This window comes from Micromonospora sp. NPDC002296 (assembly GCF_040296145.1).
GTDB lineage: Bacteria > Actinomycetota > Actinomycetes > Mycobacteriales > Micromonosporaceae > Micromonospora.
Map to the genome: position 1 here is coordinate 13,581 of NZ_JBEOWQ010000020.1, position 16,496 is coordinate 30,076.

Annotated in this window: 12 protein-coding genes; 3 read left to right on the forward strand and 9 right to left on the reverse strand. The window is 70.3% G+C overall.

The genetic code is table 11. The annotated features are described in order from the left end of the window. Positions 1-2 precede the first annotated feature (2 nt). The 5 genes from ABT023_RS17380 to ABT023_RS17400 are packed head-to-tail and all read right to left on the reverse strand — an operon-like array spanning position 3 to position 5,916. Positions 3-1,304 carry a Gfo/Idh/MocA family protein gene (locus ABT023_RS17380; protein WP_350886489.1) on the reverse strand — a complete coding sequence of 434 codons (1,302 nt, stop codon included), beginning with the start codon at positions 1,302-1,304 and terminating at the stop codon, positions 3-5. A 53-nt stretch (positions 1,305-1,357) separates the two neighbouring features. Next, entirely contained in the window at positions 1,358-2,218 is an 861-nt protein-coding gene (locus ABT023_RS17385; RefSeq protein ID WP_350886491.1) for a carbohydrate ABC transporter permease, read from the reverse strand. After that, complete coding sequence (locus ABT023_RS17390; RefSeq protein WP_350886494.1) at positions 2,215-3,171, reverse strand: carbohydrate ABC transporter permease; 957 nt, start codon at positions 3,169-3,171, stop codon at positions 2,215-2,217. The genes ABT023_RS17385 and ABT023_RS17390 overlap by 4 nt, the downstream gene beginning before the upstream one ends. Further along, positions 3,168-4,544 carry an ABC transporter substrate-binding protein gene (locus ABT023_RS17395; RefSeq protein ID WP_350886497.1) on the reverse strand — a complete coding sequence of 459 codons (1,377 nt, stop codon included), beginning with the start codon at positions 4,542-4,544 and terminating at the stop codon, positions 3,168-3,170. The genes ABT023_RS17390 and ABT023_RS17395 overlap by 4 nt, the downstream gene beginning before the upstream one ends. A 34-nt stretch (positions 4,545-4,578) precedes the next feature. Continuing rightward, a complete protein-coding gene (locus ABT023_RS17400; protein WP_350886500.1) occupies positions 4,579-5,916 on the reverse strand; it encodes an alkaline phosphatase family protein in 1,338 nt (445 codons plus the stop codon). A 133-nt stretch (positions 5,917-6,049) separates the two neighbouring features. Between ABT023_RS17400 and ABT023_RS17405 the strand changes: the two genes are divergently transcribed. Further along, entirely contained in the window at positions 6,050-7,036 is a 987-nt protein-coding gene (locus ABT023_RS17405) for an Lrp/AsnC family transcriptional regulator (RefSeq protein ID WP_350886502.1), read from the forward strand. A gap of 108 nt (positions 7,037-7,144) precedes the next feature. On the opposite strand, the gene ABT023_RS17410 is transcribed toward ABT023_RS17405, so the two are convergent. From ABT023_RS17410 to ABT023_RS17425, 4 genes are all read right to left on the reverse strand, one after another. After that, positions 7,145-9,982 carry a M48 family metalloprotease gene (locus ABT023_RS17410; protein ID WP_350886505.1) on the reverse strand — a complete coding sequence of 946 codons (2,838 nt, stop codon included), beginning with the start codon at positions 9,980-9,982 and terminating at the stop codon, positions 7,145-7,147. A gap of 476 nt (positions 9,983-10,458) precedes the next feature. Beyond that, positions 10,459-11,349, reverse strand: coding sequence for a hypothetical protein (locus tag ABT023_RS17415; protein WP_350886508.1), 891 nt, complete (start codon positions 11,347-11,349; stop codon positions 10,459-10,461). After that, entirely contained in the window at positions 11,346-11,843 is a 498-nt protein-coding gene (locus tag ABT023_RS17420) for a SigE family RNA polymerase sigma factor (protein WP_350886511.1), read from the reverse strand. The genes ABT023_RS17415 and ABT023_RS17420 overlap by 4 nt, the downstream gene beginning before the upstream one ends. A 249-nt stretch (positions 11,844-12,092) precedes the next feature. Continuing rightward, complete coding sequence (locus ABT023_RS17425) at positions 12,093-12,572, reverse strand: MarR family winged helix-turn-helix transcriptional regulator (RefSeq protein ID WP_350886514.1); 480 nt, start codon at positions 12,570-12,572, stop codon at positions 12,093-12,095. 376 nt (positions 12,573-12,948) lie between these two features. Between ABT023_RS17425 and ABT023_RS17430 the strand changes: the two genes are divergently transcribed. Then, positions 12,949-13,875, forward strand: a complete 927-nt coding sequence (locus tag ABT023_RS17430) for a quinone oxidoreductase family protein (RefSeq protein ID WP_350886517.1) — start codon at positions 12,949-12,951, stop codon at positions 13,873-13,875. Positions 13,876-14,263: 388 nt separating this feature from the next. Further along, positions 14,264-16,483: a S8 family serine peptidase gene (locus ABT023_RS17435; protein WP_502890700.1), complete on the forward strand. Its 2,220-nt coding sequence runs from the start codon at positions 14,264-14,266 to the stop codon at positions 16,481-16,483. Positions 16,484-16,496: the final 13 nt, after the last annotated feature.

The following is a 16,496-nucleotide window of genomic DNA, read 5'->3' on the forward strand; positions in this document are numbered from 1 at the left end:
CCTCACAGCTCCTCGAGGGTGTGGTTCAGCCGCGACCGCTCGGCGGCGAAGGCGACGAAGTGGCTCTCCACGCTCTCCTCCAACGAGCTCGGCGCCGCCTCGACATCCTCGCCGGCCAGCGCGCGCCGGACGCGCTCGGTGAAGTCCTTCATCAGCCCGGCGTCTCCGCCCCCGTGTCCGGTGAAGGCCTCGGTGACATCGTTGACGCCCCCTTGGTCACCGGCGTCGACCTGGAACGTCTCGTCGGCCCGGTGGTCCTCCAGGCTGGGTGGCGTCTCGACGAAGGGCGTCAGGTTGATCCGGCCCGTGCGCATGTCCGCGGTGATCTGTCCATGGCTGCCCATCAACGTGATCGTCCGGGTGTTCCATGCGGTGAACGCCGAGACCACCAGCGACGCCGTGACGCCGTTGCCGAACCGCAGCGCCGCCGTCTGGTGGTCGACGACGTCGTTGTCCATCCGGTAGACGCACCGCCCGTAGTCGGTCACCCGCAGGGCGTGCCGGCGGCCGGCCACGCTCGTGTCGTTGGTGACGACCGTGACGGGCGGCCCGTTGACGGCGGCGAGCTGGTCGACGTACAGGCGTTCGGCGTTGTAGGGACAGGTGTCGGCGACCGCGCAGCCGTCGATGCAGCGTTCGGTCGAACCCTTCGGCGCGTGCTCGATCCGGAAGTGGCGGCGTTCGCCGAATGAGGCGACCGACGTGCACGGGGACCCGACCAGCCACCGGAGGATGTCGATGTCGTGGCATGCCTTCGCCAGCAGCATCGGGTTCGACTGGTCGGCACGGTGCCAGTTGCCGCGTACGTAGCTGTGCGCGAAGTGCCAGTACGCGATGTTCTCGATGTGCGAGATGCCCTGCAGTTCGCCGATCCGGCCCTCGTCGAGCAGGCGGCGCAGGGTGCCGAAGAACGGGGTGTAGCGCAGCACGTGGGCGACGGTCACCGTGCCGGGGCTGTCGCGGGCCGCGGCCGTCAGCCTGTTCAGCTCCTCGGCCGTCGGCGCGATGGGCTTCTCGAGCAGGACGTGGTGGCCCAGTTCGAGAGCGCGGAGGGTGGGATCGACGTGATCACGGTCTGGTGTCGCGACGATGACGGCGTCCCACGGCCCACGCGCCGCAAGGGCCTGCGGCCAGTCGGTGAACCGTTGGGCGGCCGGGATGGCGTGCGCGTCACCCAGCCGGTCGCGGCGCTCCGCGTCGGGCTCGGCGACCGCGACGACCCGAGCGGCCTCGGGGTGCTCCAGGCACCACGTGGCGTACGCGTGGGCGCCGCGTCCTCCCGCGCCGAGTACGAGCAGTCGCACTGGACCCGATCCCGGTGTCACAGGGCCTGTCACGTCGATCATCCTTTCGGTGTTCACTTGTCCGCCCCCGCCGTCAGGCCGGCGACCATGTAGCGCTGGGCGAGGAAGAAGATGGCGATGACCGGCACGGTCACCGCGATGGAGCCGGCCAGCAGCACGGTCACCGGCACCTGGAAGTCGGTGAGCTGGGCGAGACCGAGCGGAGCCGTCCATCGTGACCGGTCCTGGACGAGGAACAGCAACGCGTAGAAGTACTCGTTCCAGGCGATCATGAAGACGTAGATGGCGGTCGCCACGACGCCGGGCAGCGCGATCGGCAGCACGACCCTGCGCAGCATCGTCGGCAACGAGCACCCGTCGAGCAGCGCCGCCTCCTCGACGCTCTCCGGCAGGGCGAGGAAGTAGTTGCGCATCATGTACAGCGCGACGGGGACGGTGGCGGCGACGTAGACGACGAGCAGCCCGACGAGCGACCTGGAGAGTCCCAACCGGCTCAGGATGACGAACTTCGGCACCGCGAGCACGATGCCCGGGAACAGGTAGACGGCGAGGATGATCCCGCTCGTGAACCGGCGGCCCCGGTAGCGCAGTCGCGCGACGGCGTACGCCCCGAAGATGCATGCGACGATCGACACCACGACGGTGGCGAGGGCGACCATGAGGGAGTTGAGCACGAACCGGCCGAGCCCGAAGCCGCCCGCCGACTCGTCCTTCATCGCCGTGACGTAGCTGGACAGGTCGATCTCGCCGAGACCGGGAACGATGTCGAGAGGTTCCAGCAGCACCGCGGAGTACGGGCGCAGCGACAGCAGCACCCCGTAGAGCACGGGCCCCACCGCGCAGAGGAGCGCGACGGCGATGAGCGTCCACCGCAGGACGTTGACCGGGCGCGAGGGCCGCATGGCTGAACTCACAACGCCTCCTTCCGCCGGGAGAGCAGGACGTAGCCGGCCAGCAGCACGCAGAGAACCAGCGACATCAACAGTCCGTAGGCCGCGGCGCTGCCGATGTCGGACCGGGTGACCAGCTCGGTGTAGACCTTGATCGCCATGACCTGGGTGCCGCCGGCGCCCTCGGTCAACAGGTAGACGTCGTTGAAGTTCTGGAACGACCAGATGAACCGGATCAGCAGCAACAGCAGGAGCACCCCCCGCAACTGGGGGAGGATGATGTGCCGCAGGTTCTGCCACCGGGAGGCTCCGTCCAGCGCCGAGGCCTCCTCGATCCCGCCCGGCACGTTCTGCAGTCGCGCGGTGACGAAGAGGAAGGCGAGCGGGAACGACTTCCAGATCTCGAAGGCGATGACGACGAGCAGCGACACCGGGACGGGCAGGCCCGCCACGTCGGTCGAGGTGGTGCTGAGGAAGCCGACGGGATTCTGCCAGCCGAGGTATTCCTGACCGATCGCGTTGACGATGCCGTACTGCGGGTTGAGCATCGTCCGCCAGATCATGGCCGCCGCGACGACCGGCAGCACGTACGGGATCAGCAGCAGCGCGCGGACGATCCCCTGGCCGCGGAAGGGGCGGCGCAGGGCGAGGGCGAGGGCGAGGCCGACGCCGATGGACCCGATCGTGGTCAGGGTCGCGTAGATGACGGTGGTCCAGAGCGCCCCCCAGAACGCCTCCGACCGCCAGGCGTCGACGATGTTGTCGAACGTCCACTCGATGGTGGAGGGCGACAACCGGGGGATGTCGATCAGTCTCGTGTCGGAGAACCCGAAGACGAGGACCAGGAGGAAGGGGAGCAGAACGACCAGGGCGATCAGCAGCAGGGTCGGGCCGGTGAGCAGTTGGCCGTTCAGGTTCTCCCGCTGGGAGCGGCTGAGCCGCTCCCAGCGGGAGAACCGGCCTGAGGGCGTGCTCACAGGCCGGCCTGGACCTTCTTGACCTCCTCGGCCATCCCCTTCGTCACCTGCGCCGGCGACTCCCCGCCGTAGAGGCGCTCAAGGAACTGCGCGAGCACGTTCTCCGCGGTGACCGCCCCGGCCAGGGGCGAGTCCTTCGTGCCCATGCCCCACAGGCTCACGGCGTTGACGCCGTCGCGGATCTGGGTGACCATCTCCGGGCCGTACAGCTCGGCGACGGAGCTCTTGGCCTCCGGTCCGATGCCGAGCTTGCCCCACGCGTCGAGGTAGGCGTTCGGGTCGGCCTTGGTCCCGTTGCGCAGCGGGATCCGGCCCTCGGTCGCCGAGGCGAGCGTGTCCGAGTAGCCCTCCTCCATCATGAACTTGATGAATTCCTTCGCCCCGGCGGTGTTGGCGCCCTCGGGGATGCCGTAGCCGAGCGTGGCGCCGTACTGCGCCGGGTGGTTCCGGTCGAGCACGGTGATGAAGCCGGAGTTCTTCGAGAGGAACGCCGGGTCGGCCTTGCACTGCGAGCACGTCGGCGGGTTGGCCTTGTCCAGGCCGGCCAGCTCGTCGAGGATGTGGGTCGAGAAGAGCAGCATCGAGGCCTTGCCGGCGAGGTACGCCGCCCGCGCGCTGGTCACGTCGAAGTCACCCTGCGCGCTCGAGTCGCGCAGGACCTTGAACTGCTCAGCCGCCCGGGTGCACTCGGGCGAGTCGATCTTGACGTTGCCGTCCTGCACGAGCTGGCAGCCCGCGCTCTGGAACATGGAGTAGATGCCCTCGGTGCCGGAGGGGGTGCCGGCCTGGGTGCCCATGGCGATGCCGGTCACCCCGGTCGCCTTCATCGTGGTGGCGGCCTTCGCCACCTCCTCGAGGCTGGCGGGCACCTTGACGTTGGCGGCCTGGAGGAGGTCCTTGCGGTACACCAGGAGGTGCACCCAGCCGTCGCTCGGCACGGCGCCGACCTTGCCGTCCAGGCTGAACGCCTTCAGGGCGTTCGCGTTGAACGTCTCGGCGCCGAGCTCCTGGACGACCTCCTCGGCGGCCTTCGTGTTCAGCAGCCCCTGGGACCGCCAGGCGGCCGTCGTCGTGGCGCCGTGCAACATCACGTCCGGTACGTCCCCGGAGGCGGCACCGGTCGCCAGGGACTGCTTCTGGTCGGTCTCGCTGAGCGGAACGACCTTCACTGCGATGCCGGTCTTCTCGGTGAACCGGGCCGCGACCTTCTCCTGCGCGGCGACCCGCTGCGGGGTCGTCTGCGGCGTCCAGAAGGTGATCTCTTTGGCCTTCTCCGCCTCCGACTCGCCCGATCCGCCGCAGGCGGCGAGGGTGGTGAGCGCGGTCGCGGCGGCGATCGCCGCCGCGAACCGGCGCTTGGTCAGGTGGGTCATGTCGTGCCTTTCCTTGATGTGCGTGTGGTGACGATCAGGACCGCTCGATGGCCCCGCGCATGACGTGCCCCTGCGAGGTGGCCGGCGGCTGCACGCCGAGCAGTGCGCTGATGGTGGCGGCCACGTCGACCAGGCCGACGTTGCGCAGTGGGACGTCGCGACGGATCCCGGCGCCGGAGAGCACCATCGGGACGTGCGACTCCGGCAGGGCGCCGTGCGAGGCGCGCGGGGCGCCGTCGGTGAGCGTGGACAGGTGGTACGGCTCGACCGGCTCCACGACGAGGTCACCGAGCTTGTCGCTGGCGTTCATCCGGCGCAGGTCCCGCTCGTCATGGACAGCCGCGATCCCCGGGATGCCCTTAATGATCTTGGCAATCCGGCGCGCGTTCTTCGCGGTGTCCGCCCTGCCGCTCAGGGTGATGTCGGCGGTACGCGGGGAGGCCACGATGACGATCTCGCTCGTCGGGTCCGGTACGCCGCCCGAGGAGGAGATGACCTGGACCTTGAGGCCCGTCACGGACAGCCGGTCGAGCACCTCGGGCAGCAGCGGAACGGTCCACTCCCGGGCACCGTGGTCGGCGGTGACGAGGAAGGCCGTCCGGTCCAGGATGCCGGCCTCGCGGGCGGCGTCGCGGACCCGCCCGATCTGGGCGTCCACCCGGGCCAGGGCGGCCGGAAGGTCGGGGTCGGCGAATCCGTCGTCGTGCAGCGCGCCGTCGACGTCGTCGCAGTAAACGGTGATCAGGTCCGGGATCGCGGCCGGGTCCACCATCGTGCCGCCGGAGTTGACGGGCTCGCCACGCAGCAGCGCGATCGCCTGATCGGCGCGGGTCTCGCAGTTTCCGCCCGGCTGGGTGTAGAGCGCGGCGGGGTCACCGTACGTGGCGCCGTAGTTCTGCACCGCGTACCACTGCAGGTAGGCCGAGGTGCGGCCCTGCCGCTTCAGCGAGTGGGCGATCGTCTCGACGCCGGGCTCGATGTACCGCTCCTGGGAGACGCCACGGTTGGTTTCGTGGTTGTAGTAGTAGCCGGTGTTGCGGTGCACGGCGGGGTACGCGCCGGTCGCCGTCGTCGTCCGGGACGAGTTGGAATACGACGAGTACGACCCGTCCGCGACGCCGTGGGCGCCATTCTCGATCAGTGCCCGGATGTTGGGCAGTTCCGCCAGGTCGGCGTAGCGCCCCTCAAGGAAACGGGGGTCGAACCCGTCGAAGTCGAACATGATCACGTGCTGCGCGGGCCGCGTCGGGCTCTTCGCCGTGTCGGACGACGCCGACGCCGTAGCCGCCGGCAGCGCAGCCGCCGCGAGCAGTGCAACCGTACCCGCCGCGATGCCTCTGGCCGCGTTCGAGCGCCTGATGGGATGCGCCACCTTCTGCCTCCTCAACCCCTTGGTAGCCGTGGACGAGAGTCTGCCGGAGGCACGAGGCAGATTGTCAAGATCGTGGTGTGAGATGCAAGATTCCGGTATGAAGAACCGCTCAGGTGACGGTATCGACGGATCCTTGGACGAACTCGACCGCCGGATCGTCGGCGCCCTGCTCGCTCACCCGCGAGCCACCCACGCGCAGATCGGCGAGGCGGTGTTCACCTCGGAGGCGACCGTGTCCCGGCGGATCCCGCGACTTCTCCGCAGCGGAGCGGTCCGGGTCATCGGCGTCATGGACGGCGAGGCGACCCGCCGGGCGCGATCGCTGTTCGTCCGGCTGCGCTGCCGCCCGGACGCCGCCAGCCGCTCGGCCGAACACCTGGCCCGGTGGGAGGAATGCGGATCGGTCAAGCTGCTCACCGGCAGCGTAGACTGCCTGGCCGAGGTTTCCTACACCTCCAACGAGCACCTGCTCCAGCTCATGTTCAAGCAGCTGCCGGGCCTGGACGGCGTCCTCGCCGTCTGGAGCAACCAGGTGATCCGCAGGTTTGCCACCCCACACAACTGGAGCCCGAGCCTGCTGCCGGCGGAGGTGGTCGACAGGCTGCGGGCGCAACGGACGGACCGATGGGACGAGCAGTCGCTCGTCGAGGCGCCGCAGCGGCTCAGCCCGCTCGACGAGATGATCGTCGCCAGCCTCGTCAAGGACGGCCGCCAGGGTTGGCAGCAGATGGCCGAACGGTGCGGCGCGAGCCCTGCCACCGTACGGCGGCGGGCCGAGGCGATGATGGCGGCCGGATTCCTGCGCATGCGGACGGTTGTCGAGCCCAGCGTGGTCGGGCTCACGGTGAACGCGTTCATCTTCCTCAGCATCAACCCCACCCAGCTCGGGCAGGCCGGTGAACTGCTCGCCGCGCACCCCGCCGTCCTCATGATCGCCGCAACGACCGGGGACCGGAACCTGTGCGGCGAGGTCGCGCTGGAGAATGACGCCGCGCTCTACGAGTTCCTGTCCGGCACCATCGGCCAGCTGCCCGGCCTGCAACACGCGGACATCGCCGTTGCCCTACGTTCCGTCAAGCGGGCGGGGATGGTCCTGCCACTCATGCCGGGCCCTCGTTGACCGGACGTCAGGACGGTCCGCGCGTCGACCGGCTCAGGGCCCGGTGACCGTGGTCGGCCGACAGCCGCGAGCCGATGCGCGACGGCGTCTCCCGGCCGGGCGGCAGGCTCAGCGGAAGATCGCCTTTCCCATGTCGGGCACGTCCCGCCCGAGCGACAGCAGCTGTCGGATCGCCGTGAGGTACCCGCCCCGGTCCCGTTGCCCGATGGCGAGGTCACAGGCGCCGCCCGCCCGCTCCGCCCTGGTCAGCAGGGCATTCCAGGCAGCCTGGCCCTGCGGGTCGGGATAGCGGAAGTACCGGCGGGCGCCGGCGACCCGTTCGGAGAGGTCGACGCAGCGGGGCCGTACCTCGGTGTCGATGAACGCCCAGTCGGTCAGTGCCCGGTCCGACCCGGCGGCGGTGAGCTGATCGAGCCGCCGCAGCAGATCCAGCAGGCCGGTCAGGACCTCGTCGGCCCGCTCGTCCCCGCCGAGCGCCCGCCAGGCGTGCACCTGCGCCGCCCGCACCGTGGGTGAGGTGGCCTGCGCACTGAGCACGGGAGCCAGCGCGGCGGAGGCGGTGGGCGTCGAGGCAGGTGACCGGAGGTCGGCCACGGTAACGGCGACGGTCAACGCCGTCATCAACAGACACGGCACCACCACCGACGCCCGGCGCGGTGCCAGCCGGCTGTGGTGGACCGGGGCGGGGGAGTCGTCCCCGGCCCGCCGGGCGACCGCGGCACGGGCGCGGAACCGGCGGAGCGTCCTGCCTGCCAGCGTGCCGACGGCGGCGACCGCGACGGCGAGGAACACACCCAGGCCCAACGTCGTCGGAGCAAGCAACGTCAACAACGACCAGCTGCCCAGGGGATCGGGCCGGCACGACGACGCCAGGATCGTGAGCGGACGGACGCAACCGTCGACCGAGGCCAGCGCGGCGGTGGTGACCAGCCCGGCCAGCCCGGTGGCTCCCGCCACGACCAGGGCCTGGATCAGCGGGCAGCGGTCCGCCAGCGCGGCGGTCACCCCGGCCGCCAGCCACATGACACCGATGACCACGACCATGAGCCACGTCACGTAGGCGACGAGGTGGGTCTGTTCCCGACCGGCGATCACCGGCGACCACACCCGCAGGGCGGCGGTTGCCGCCACCGCCGCCACCGTGGCACAGAGCGCACCGATCCCGGCGGCGGACAGCACCGGCCGCGGCCGGGCGGGGCCGGTGGCGCGGGGGAGCCAGGCCAGGAACGGGAGGACCCAGAGTGCCCCGGTGGTCCAGAGCAGCTCCGGGCTCCTGCTCAGGGCCAGCAGCACCGGTAGCCCGGGAGCGGAGGCCAGCAGCGGTCCCTCGAACCCGTGGCCGCCGGTCAGGCTCTGCTCGTGTGCGTCGACGAGATCGCCGCTGAAGGACAGGAGACCGCCCGCGAGGATGGTGCCCTGGGCCTCCCACCATCGCCACCACAGGGCCAGCACGAAACAGCTCACGCCGAGCCCCACCAGCAGCGGCCAGCGTCGTCGCGCACCCGTCGTCCCGGCGGCCGAGACCTGGGCGTACTCCTCCGTCCACCAGACGGCCGCGAGCCCCGCGAGCACGGGCAGCACCAGGAAGACGGGCTGCTCGGGGAACAGGTCCCAGACGCTGCCGGTGCGACCGACCGCCAGCTCACCCACGACCAGGCCGACCCCCAGCCAGCAGCCGGCCGGTAGCCCGGACGGTGCCGGGCCGGTGGTGAGCGCCGCGTGGGTCACGGCCGGCCAGAGCAGCAGCCCGGTGGTCGTGGTGACCAGGACCGCGACGACCACCGCCACGGTCCAGCTCTCCCAACTGCCGGTGACCCCCAGCAGGGACAGCAGCGCCGGCATCCTGGTGGCGGCGATCGTCGCCGTCGCGCCCGTCAGGAAGAAGGGCAGCGCCCGTGGCGTGAACAACGCCCCCGGATCGGCCAACGACCTGAGCCGCTGCTCCCAGCTCGGATGGGTGTGCCAGAGCGAGGCCCCGGCGGCCACCAGCCGCCTCGTGGCGAACCGGGGGGAGGCGGCCCGCTCTGTCACCTCCGGCCCGGCGGCGGCCTCCCAGAGTCGTACGTCCGCGCCCCAGCGCCGGGCCGTGAGGTCGGCGTGGAACTCACGGGTACGCAGGATGTCCGCGCGCGCCAGGTAGACCAGGACGATCGTGACGGCCAGCATCGCCACGTGGTGCGCCACCCGGGACTGTTCCCGCGTCGCCATGTACGAGCCGGCCGTGTCCGGCAGGCTCACGGCCGCGATGTACGCCAGGTCGAGGGGGACGACCACCCCCAGCAGGATCCGCCACAGCGAGACGGTCGCGTACGTGATGTCGACGTCGCGGTTGTGCAGGTGCGCCAACTCGTGCAACACCACCGCCCGGAAGCCCTCGGGCTCACGGTGGCGCTGGGCGACCAGGCCACCGTCCAGGCAGACGGTGTAACGGCGCAGTCGGCCGAAGACCACAGCGCCGGTGGTCGGCACGGCGGGAACGATGACGAAGCGGGGTGGGCGGCGCAACCCGGCCACGGCAACCAACTCGGCCAGGGTGGCCGTCAGTCCGCCGTCGCCGTCGACCTGCTCGACCGGCACGACCCGGCCCCGCCGCCCCTTCCACATCGGCAGCACCCAGTACAGCACCGCCGCGCAGACCACCAGCAGCAGCAGCGCCGCAGGATTCCACCACCACGCCGGGGCCGGCACGAAGCGGTCCACGCAGGTCTCGAACGCGGACTGCTGGTCGACCGTCCGCAAGCTCACGTCGAGGTCGCTCAGGCCCGGATCGCCTCCGGCCGCGAGCCCGCAGCCGACCCGTACGCCGTTCGGGTCGGTGCGCGCCCTGATGAGGTTGGCCGTGATGACCGCGGCGATCCCCACGAAGAGGACGATCAACAGGACGAACCGCGGGAGGGTACCCGCGTTCGACAGCCGCTGGTGCGCGGGCGGCGGCTCCGCTGGCATAGCCGGCTGCGGGGGCGCCGACATCATGGGGCTACCGCCCGCCGGCCCGGTCGACCGACCCCGACCGGGCGTCGCCGGCCAGGGACAGCCGGCCACCGGCCGCGCGGCCCGTGTCGACCCGCTCGTCCCCGGGTCGCGCTACCGGCCCCATCTCCGACCCCCGTGGTGTCGCCGTCACCTGCCGCCGCTGATTCTATTGATTGGCGTCGAGAAGGCACACCGGCGTTTCCGCGCCGAGGGCGACGAGCTTGCCGGTCGGGGTGCTGTCGACCGCGGTCCGGCGGGACGCTCAGCCCTCGCGGAGGGCTCGGCGGGAGAGGCCGAGGCTGAGCCGGGCGCGCCGAGGAAGCACCGGGACTCCGCGTCGAACCCGACACAGACGACCGCCGGCTTTCCGGCGTGGTCGGGAGCGATCCCGGACGGTGTCCTCAAGCCTGCGAGTGAAGGGACAACATCCGGGACCATCTGTGTGGGTGTCAGTTGACGACTTGGGCGGCGATGGCCGTCGCGGCCGTGCGCAGCTCGGCCTTGGTCAGCAGCGGAGTCTCGCTGGTGACCCCGCTGCCGTCGCCCCCGAAGTAGTTCACCGCCGACAAGCGCAGGTAGTAGCCCTGCGGAAGCTTGACCTGCACCTGGTAGAAGCGGTACAGCTTGCCGTTCTTCGCCGGGCTGGTTTCGGTCCTCTCCACCACATCGAGGCCCCCGGTCGTCGACGCCTGGCAGGCGCCGGCTTTCGTGCCGTGCTCGCACTCGAGCATGTACGAGCAGACGCGCGGGCCGCCGCCGGCCTGTGGACTGCTCCTGCGCGGGAGCGGACCGTCCGGATCAAGGCCGCCGCCGCCCTGCGAGCCGCAGTTGTCCGGCCGGACCCACATGTACAAGCCGGCTTTCTTGCCGTGGCGGGCCACACCGGATCGGGCGGCCCACCCGACCGGATTCCGCTCGGCGTACATTGCCGGATGACCGTCCGGGAGGCGCCTCTCACCTGGGACGTCGGGCATGTAGATCCATCGGACGTCGGGCGCTGCCCCGGCGACTTCCCTTTCGAGTACCACCCGCAGCCGGCTGAGGGTCTGCTGGATCGCCTTCGGATTGCTGGTGTCGAGCCGTAGACCCGAGGGGGACGCCGAGGGAACGGCGGGTGCCGATCTGGCGGGAGCCGCCGCCGACGGCCCAGGCTGAGGCTGGGTGCCCCCGCTCAGGGCGACGCCGACCGAGATCGCGAGGCCGGTCGCCGCCAAGGCGGTGCCACCTCCCGCCAAGCGGCGCAGCAGGCTCCCGCGCCGCTGGCGTTGGATGATCCGGTCGACGTCGACCGTCGACGGCGGTGCGGTCCCGATGTGCTCGTCGAAGATCTGCTGATTCATGCGATGCCCCCAGATGAGTACGCCAGGGTGCGTAGCGTCTCGAGCCCCCGCGCCGACTGACTTTTGACCGTTCCCGCGGAGACGCCCAGCAGGCCCGCGGTGTCCTCGACGGAGTGGTCGAGGTAAAAGCGCAGCACAACGACTGCTCGCTGCCGCGGCGCCAGCTGCGCCAGCAACCCTGTCAGCTGATCCCGGTCGTCGACCCGGTCCGGGTGCGTCCAGCCGGTCTCCGGTGGATCTTCCACTGACTGCTCCCGCCGCCAGGGCCGGCGGCGCTCGTCCAGCCAGGACCTCGTCAACACCCGCTGGGCGTACGCGTCCGGGTTGTCGGCCGAGGTCACCTTGCGCCAGTGCCGGTAGAGCTTGCCCACGACGATCGACACCAGATCGTCCGCGCCGTGCCAGTCATGACACAGCAGGTACGCCGCGCGCCGCCACTGGTCCATGCGAGCACCGACGAACGCCCGAAAGTCGTCCTCCTCGGACTTCTTCACGCTGCTCCTCTCCATCGCTTCCACTCGCACGACGGAGCGCACTCCCGGCGGGGTTGCATCGCAGCCGAGCTTTCGACAACGAAGGCTGGCGGGTGCGCTACGCCGACGCCGCCGGAGAGCCCCGGGAAAAGCTGTTCGAGCGCAAGACCGACGCGGAGGCCACCGACCTGGCCCGACCAAGGCGTGCCGCAGCAGCTCCACCTTGACTTCACCGTCGACGAGGCCGAGGCCGCGGCCCTGGTCCTGGGGTCAGGCGCGGCGTGCCGGGATTCTCGGCGATGGCTCCCCGGCGCCAGTGACAGGATCGAGGACCGGTTCGATCAGGTCGGTGAGCCGACGGCGCTGTTCCGGGTCCAGACGGCCGGTTGCCGGCAGCAGCGCGGCCCTGACCTCGTCGTAAAGCCGCTCGGTCAGTTCAAGTCCGGCCGCGGTGAGGAAAACGTCAACGGCTCGGCGGTCCTCGGCGCTCTTGCCACGTGCGAGCAGCCCACGGCGCTCGGCACGGTCGATCAAGCCGGACATCGTCGACTTGTCCAGGCCGAGGAACGTGGCCAACTCGGTCATCCGCGGCCTGCGATCGCGCAGCAGGCCGAAGACCCGCAGCTGCGTCAACGACAGGTCGTGCTCGGCGCCGACCCGGGTGAGCACGCCCATCACCTGAAAGGCGTTGCGGACGAGGGCGTCCACGAGAGGGTCCGCGGAGGCGCCGGCCGGCCCGTCGGTAGTCATGCCCGCATGCTAGTTGACATGGTTCGCAATGCCAACCAAAGTGTCGAAAGTTGGTAAGACGAACTACCCAGCGGAGGTCATCGTGCTTGTCGCCGCCCTGGCGACGGCATCCGCCTGGCGGCGATCCTCCGGCCGGACCTGGCACCATCGACCCGGACCCCCTCGGCGACGTCGTCGGCCCTCCGGCCGCGGCTTCCCTCCTTGTGGCATCGCCGCACGGCGCCCCCGCCGCCACCCCGATCACAACCGCCGCCCTCGCTCGCGGTGACTCGGAAGGTCGGCACCGATCGAGTGGTACGGCATCCGCCCTTGACATCGTTTGTATTACCAACCATTATCGCACTTGTTGGTAATGCCAACGACCTAGGAGGATCGCATGCACGCCGCTGTCATCACCGCCCTCAACACCCCGCCGATCTACGGTGAGCACCCCGAACCGGTCGCCACCGGCGAAAATGAAATGGTCGTGGAGGTTCTCGCGGCCGGACTGCACCACCTGACGAGGGCAAAGGCCGACGGTTCGCACTACTCCAGCAGCGGCGTACTGCCGCTCGTGCCCGGCGTCGACGGCGTCGTGCGCGACGACCAGGGGCGGCTTCGCTATGCGGCGCTGGACGACACGGCCCTGGGCACGTTCGCCGATCGAACCGTGATCGACCCGCGCCGCAGCGTTCTCCTGCCGGACAACATCGATCCCGTGCAGATCGCCGCCGCGATGAACCCCGGGATGTCCTCATGGGTCGCGCTGCGCCGCCGCATCAACTTCCCGAAGGGGCAGCGGGTCCTCGTGCTCGGTGCCACCGGCAGCGCCGGACGGATGGCTATCCAGATCGCCAAGCGATTCGGCGCCTCCGAGGTGATCGCCGCCGGCCGCGACGCCGCGCGCCTGGCCACCCTGCCCGCGCTCGGTGCCGACGAGGTGATCACGTTCGACCAGATCGAGCAGGCGGCCGACGTCGATGTCGTTCTCGACTACGTCTGGGGCGAACCCACCGGCCGGGCCATGATGCGTCTGCTCACCGCTCGCACCGACCGCAGCGTCCCGCTGATCTGGATCGAGATCGGGTCGATCGCCGGCGATCTCGCACTGGTCCCGTCCGCTGCCCTGCGCGGCGCCCAGCTGCAGATCATCGGCAGCGGCATCGGCTCCGTCTCCCCCCGCGACTTCATTCGAGAGCTGCCGGAGCTGGCCACCGCGGTGGCCGAGGGCGCGATCGAGGTGCGGGCCCGGCGCATCCCACTCGCGGAGATCTCGCAGGCGTGGACCGCCGAGACGGACGAGCGCATCGTCCTGGTGCCGTAGTTCGCCCGGAGGATGCAGATCGCGCGGCTGCCGCGTAATGGCTCGGCAATCATGCCTTTGCCGAACGTCCATTATTTGCCTCGGGCAGTGAAGGCTGGCCGATCCCGGATCCAGTGCGAGTTCGGCATGCACTGTCGCGCCGCGCCGGCCCGCATCATCAGTGGTCCACAGTCCTGCGGGCACGGCCCTCATGAGCCGTAACGGTACGCACTCCGATCGGCCATCCAGGATTTCTGTGATCGGAGGACAGCGTACGGCAATGCGAGTCCGAATCACATGCCTAAACATCGATGCCTCTTGGCCCTAGCATCTGTGTCAGGCAGATGCAGAGTCGTCGGTCGATGTGTCACAAGCGTGTCGACCGGGGATCGGATGGAGGCTGGAAAAGATGACACGATCGTCTCGGCGCCGTTGGCGCCTTGGACTGGCGGCCACCGCGGCCACCACCGCGGTGGCCTTCGGGACACCGGCGATGGCGGCGCCGGCGGAGGGGGAGATCCTCCATGCGGGTGGTGCCACCGCCGTCGCCGACTCGTACATCGTGGTCTTCAGGGACACCGCGGTGACCCGTTCCCTGGTCGTCGAGAGTGCCAGGGACCTCGCCGCCCGGCACGGTGGCACAGTGGCCCGGACGTACCAGAACACTGTGCGTGGTTTCGAGGCGCGACTGTCGGCGCAGCAGGCCCGTCGACTCGCCGCCGACCCGGCGGTCAAGTACGTCGAGCAGAACCACGCCGTGTCGATCGCGGGCACCCAGACGCCCACCCCGTCCTGGGGGCTGGACCGCATCGACCAGCGCAACCTCCCGCTGAACAACACCTTCACCTACCCGAGCAACGGCGCGGGGGTACGGGCGTACATCATCGACACCGGTATCCGGTTCACCCACAGTGACCTGGGCGGCCGGGCGGTCACCGGGTTCGACGCCATCGACGGTGGCAGCGCCGACGACGGCAACGGGCACGGTACGCACGTGGCCGGTACCGTCGGCGGCACCGCCCACGGGGTGGCCAAGGGTGTCACCCTGGTCGGGGTGCGGGTGCTGGACAACGCCGGCAGCGGCACCTACGCACAGGTCATCTCGGGCATCGACTGGGTGACCGGGGACCACGACCCGGGCGAACTGGCGGTGGCGAACATGAGCCTCGGTGGTCCCGTCGACCAGGCGTTGAACGACGCGGTCGCCGCCTCGATCGCCGACGGCGTCAGCTACGGCGTCGCGGCCGGCAACGAGAGCACCGACGCGTGCACCAAGTCGCCGGCCAGCACCCCGACCGCGATCACCGTCGGCGCCACCACCTCCACCGACGCCAAGGCAAGCTACTCCAACTACGGCACCTGCCTGGACATCTTCGCCCCCGGATCGTCGATCACCTCGGCCTGGAACACCAGCGACACCGCGACCAACACGATCAGCGGCACGTCGATGGCGGCCCCGCACGTCACCGGCGCCGCCGCGCTGGTGCTCGCCGCCAACCCGTCGTACACCCCCCAGCAGGTACGCGACAAGCTGTACAACGACGCCACCAGCGACGTGGTGACCGGCGGTGGCACCGGCTCGCCGAACAAGCTGCTCTACACCGGCAACATCATTCCGCCGACCCAGGACTTCAGCATCGCGGTCGCGCCGGCCGCCGGGGCGGTCAACCCGGGCGGCTCGCTCACCGCGACGGTCAGCACGACCACGACGATCGGCAGCCCGCAGACGGTGGCCCTGACCGCTTCCGGCCTGCCCGCCGGCGTCACCGCGAGCTTCAGCCCGTCGTCGGTCACCTCGGGCGGCTCGGCGACCCTGATGCTCAGCACCGCAGGCACGGCGGTGCCGGGCACCTACTCCGTGACCATCAGGGGCGCCGGCCCGGAGACCACGCAGAGCACCTCGTACGCGCTGACGGTCAACGGCCCGCCGGGCTGCTCGCAGACCAACGGCACGGACGTGTCGATCTCGGACAACAGCACGGTGGAGAGCTCGGTCACCATCTCCGGCTGCGCCGGCCCCGCCTCGGCGGCCAGCACGGTCGCGGTGGACATCGTGCACACGTTCATCGGTGACCTGGTGGTGAGCCTGGTCGCGCCGGACGGCTCGGTCTACGCCCTGCACAACCGGACCGGTGGTTCGACCGACAACATCAACCAGACCTACCCGGTCAACCTCTCCAGCGAGACCAGCAACGGCACCTGGCGGCTGCGGGTGCAGGACGCGGCCTCCGGGGACGTCGGCTACCTCAACAGCTGGGCGCTCAAGCTCGACGGCCTCGTGACCCCGGATTGCAACGGCACCAACGGCACGGACGTGACGATCTCGGACAACAGCACGGTGAGCAGCACCATCGCGATCGCCGGCTGCGCCGGCAACGCCGGCGCGACGAGCACGGTCGCGGTGGACATCGTGCACACGTTCATCGGTGACCTGGTGGTGAGCCTGGTCGCGCCGGACGGCTCGGTCTACGCCCTGCACAACCGGACCGGTGGATCGACCGACAACATCAACCAGACGTACACGGTCAACCTCGCCAGTGAGGTCCGTGCCGGCACCTGGACGTTGCGGGTGCAGGACGCCGCCGCCGGGGACGTCGGTTACATCAACAGCTGGACGGTGGGCCTGTAACACCACGCCGACC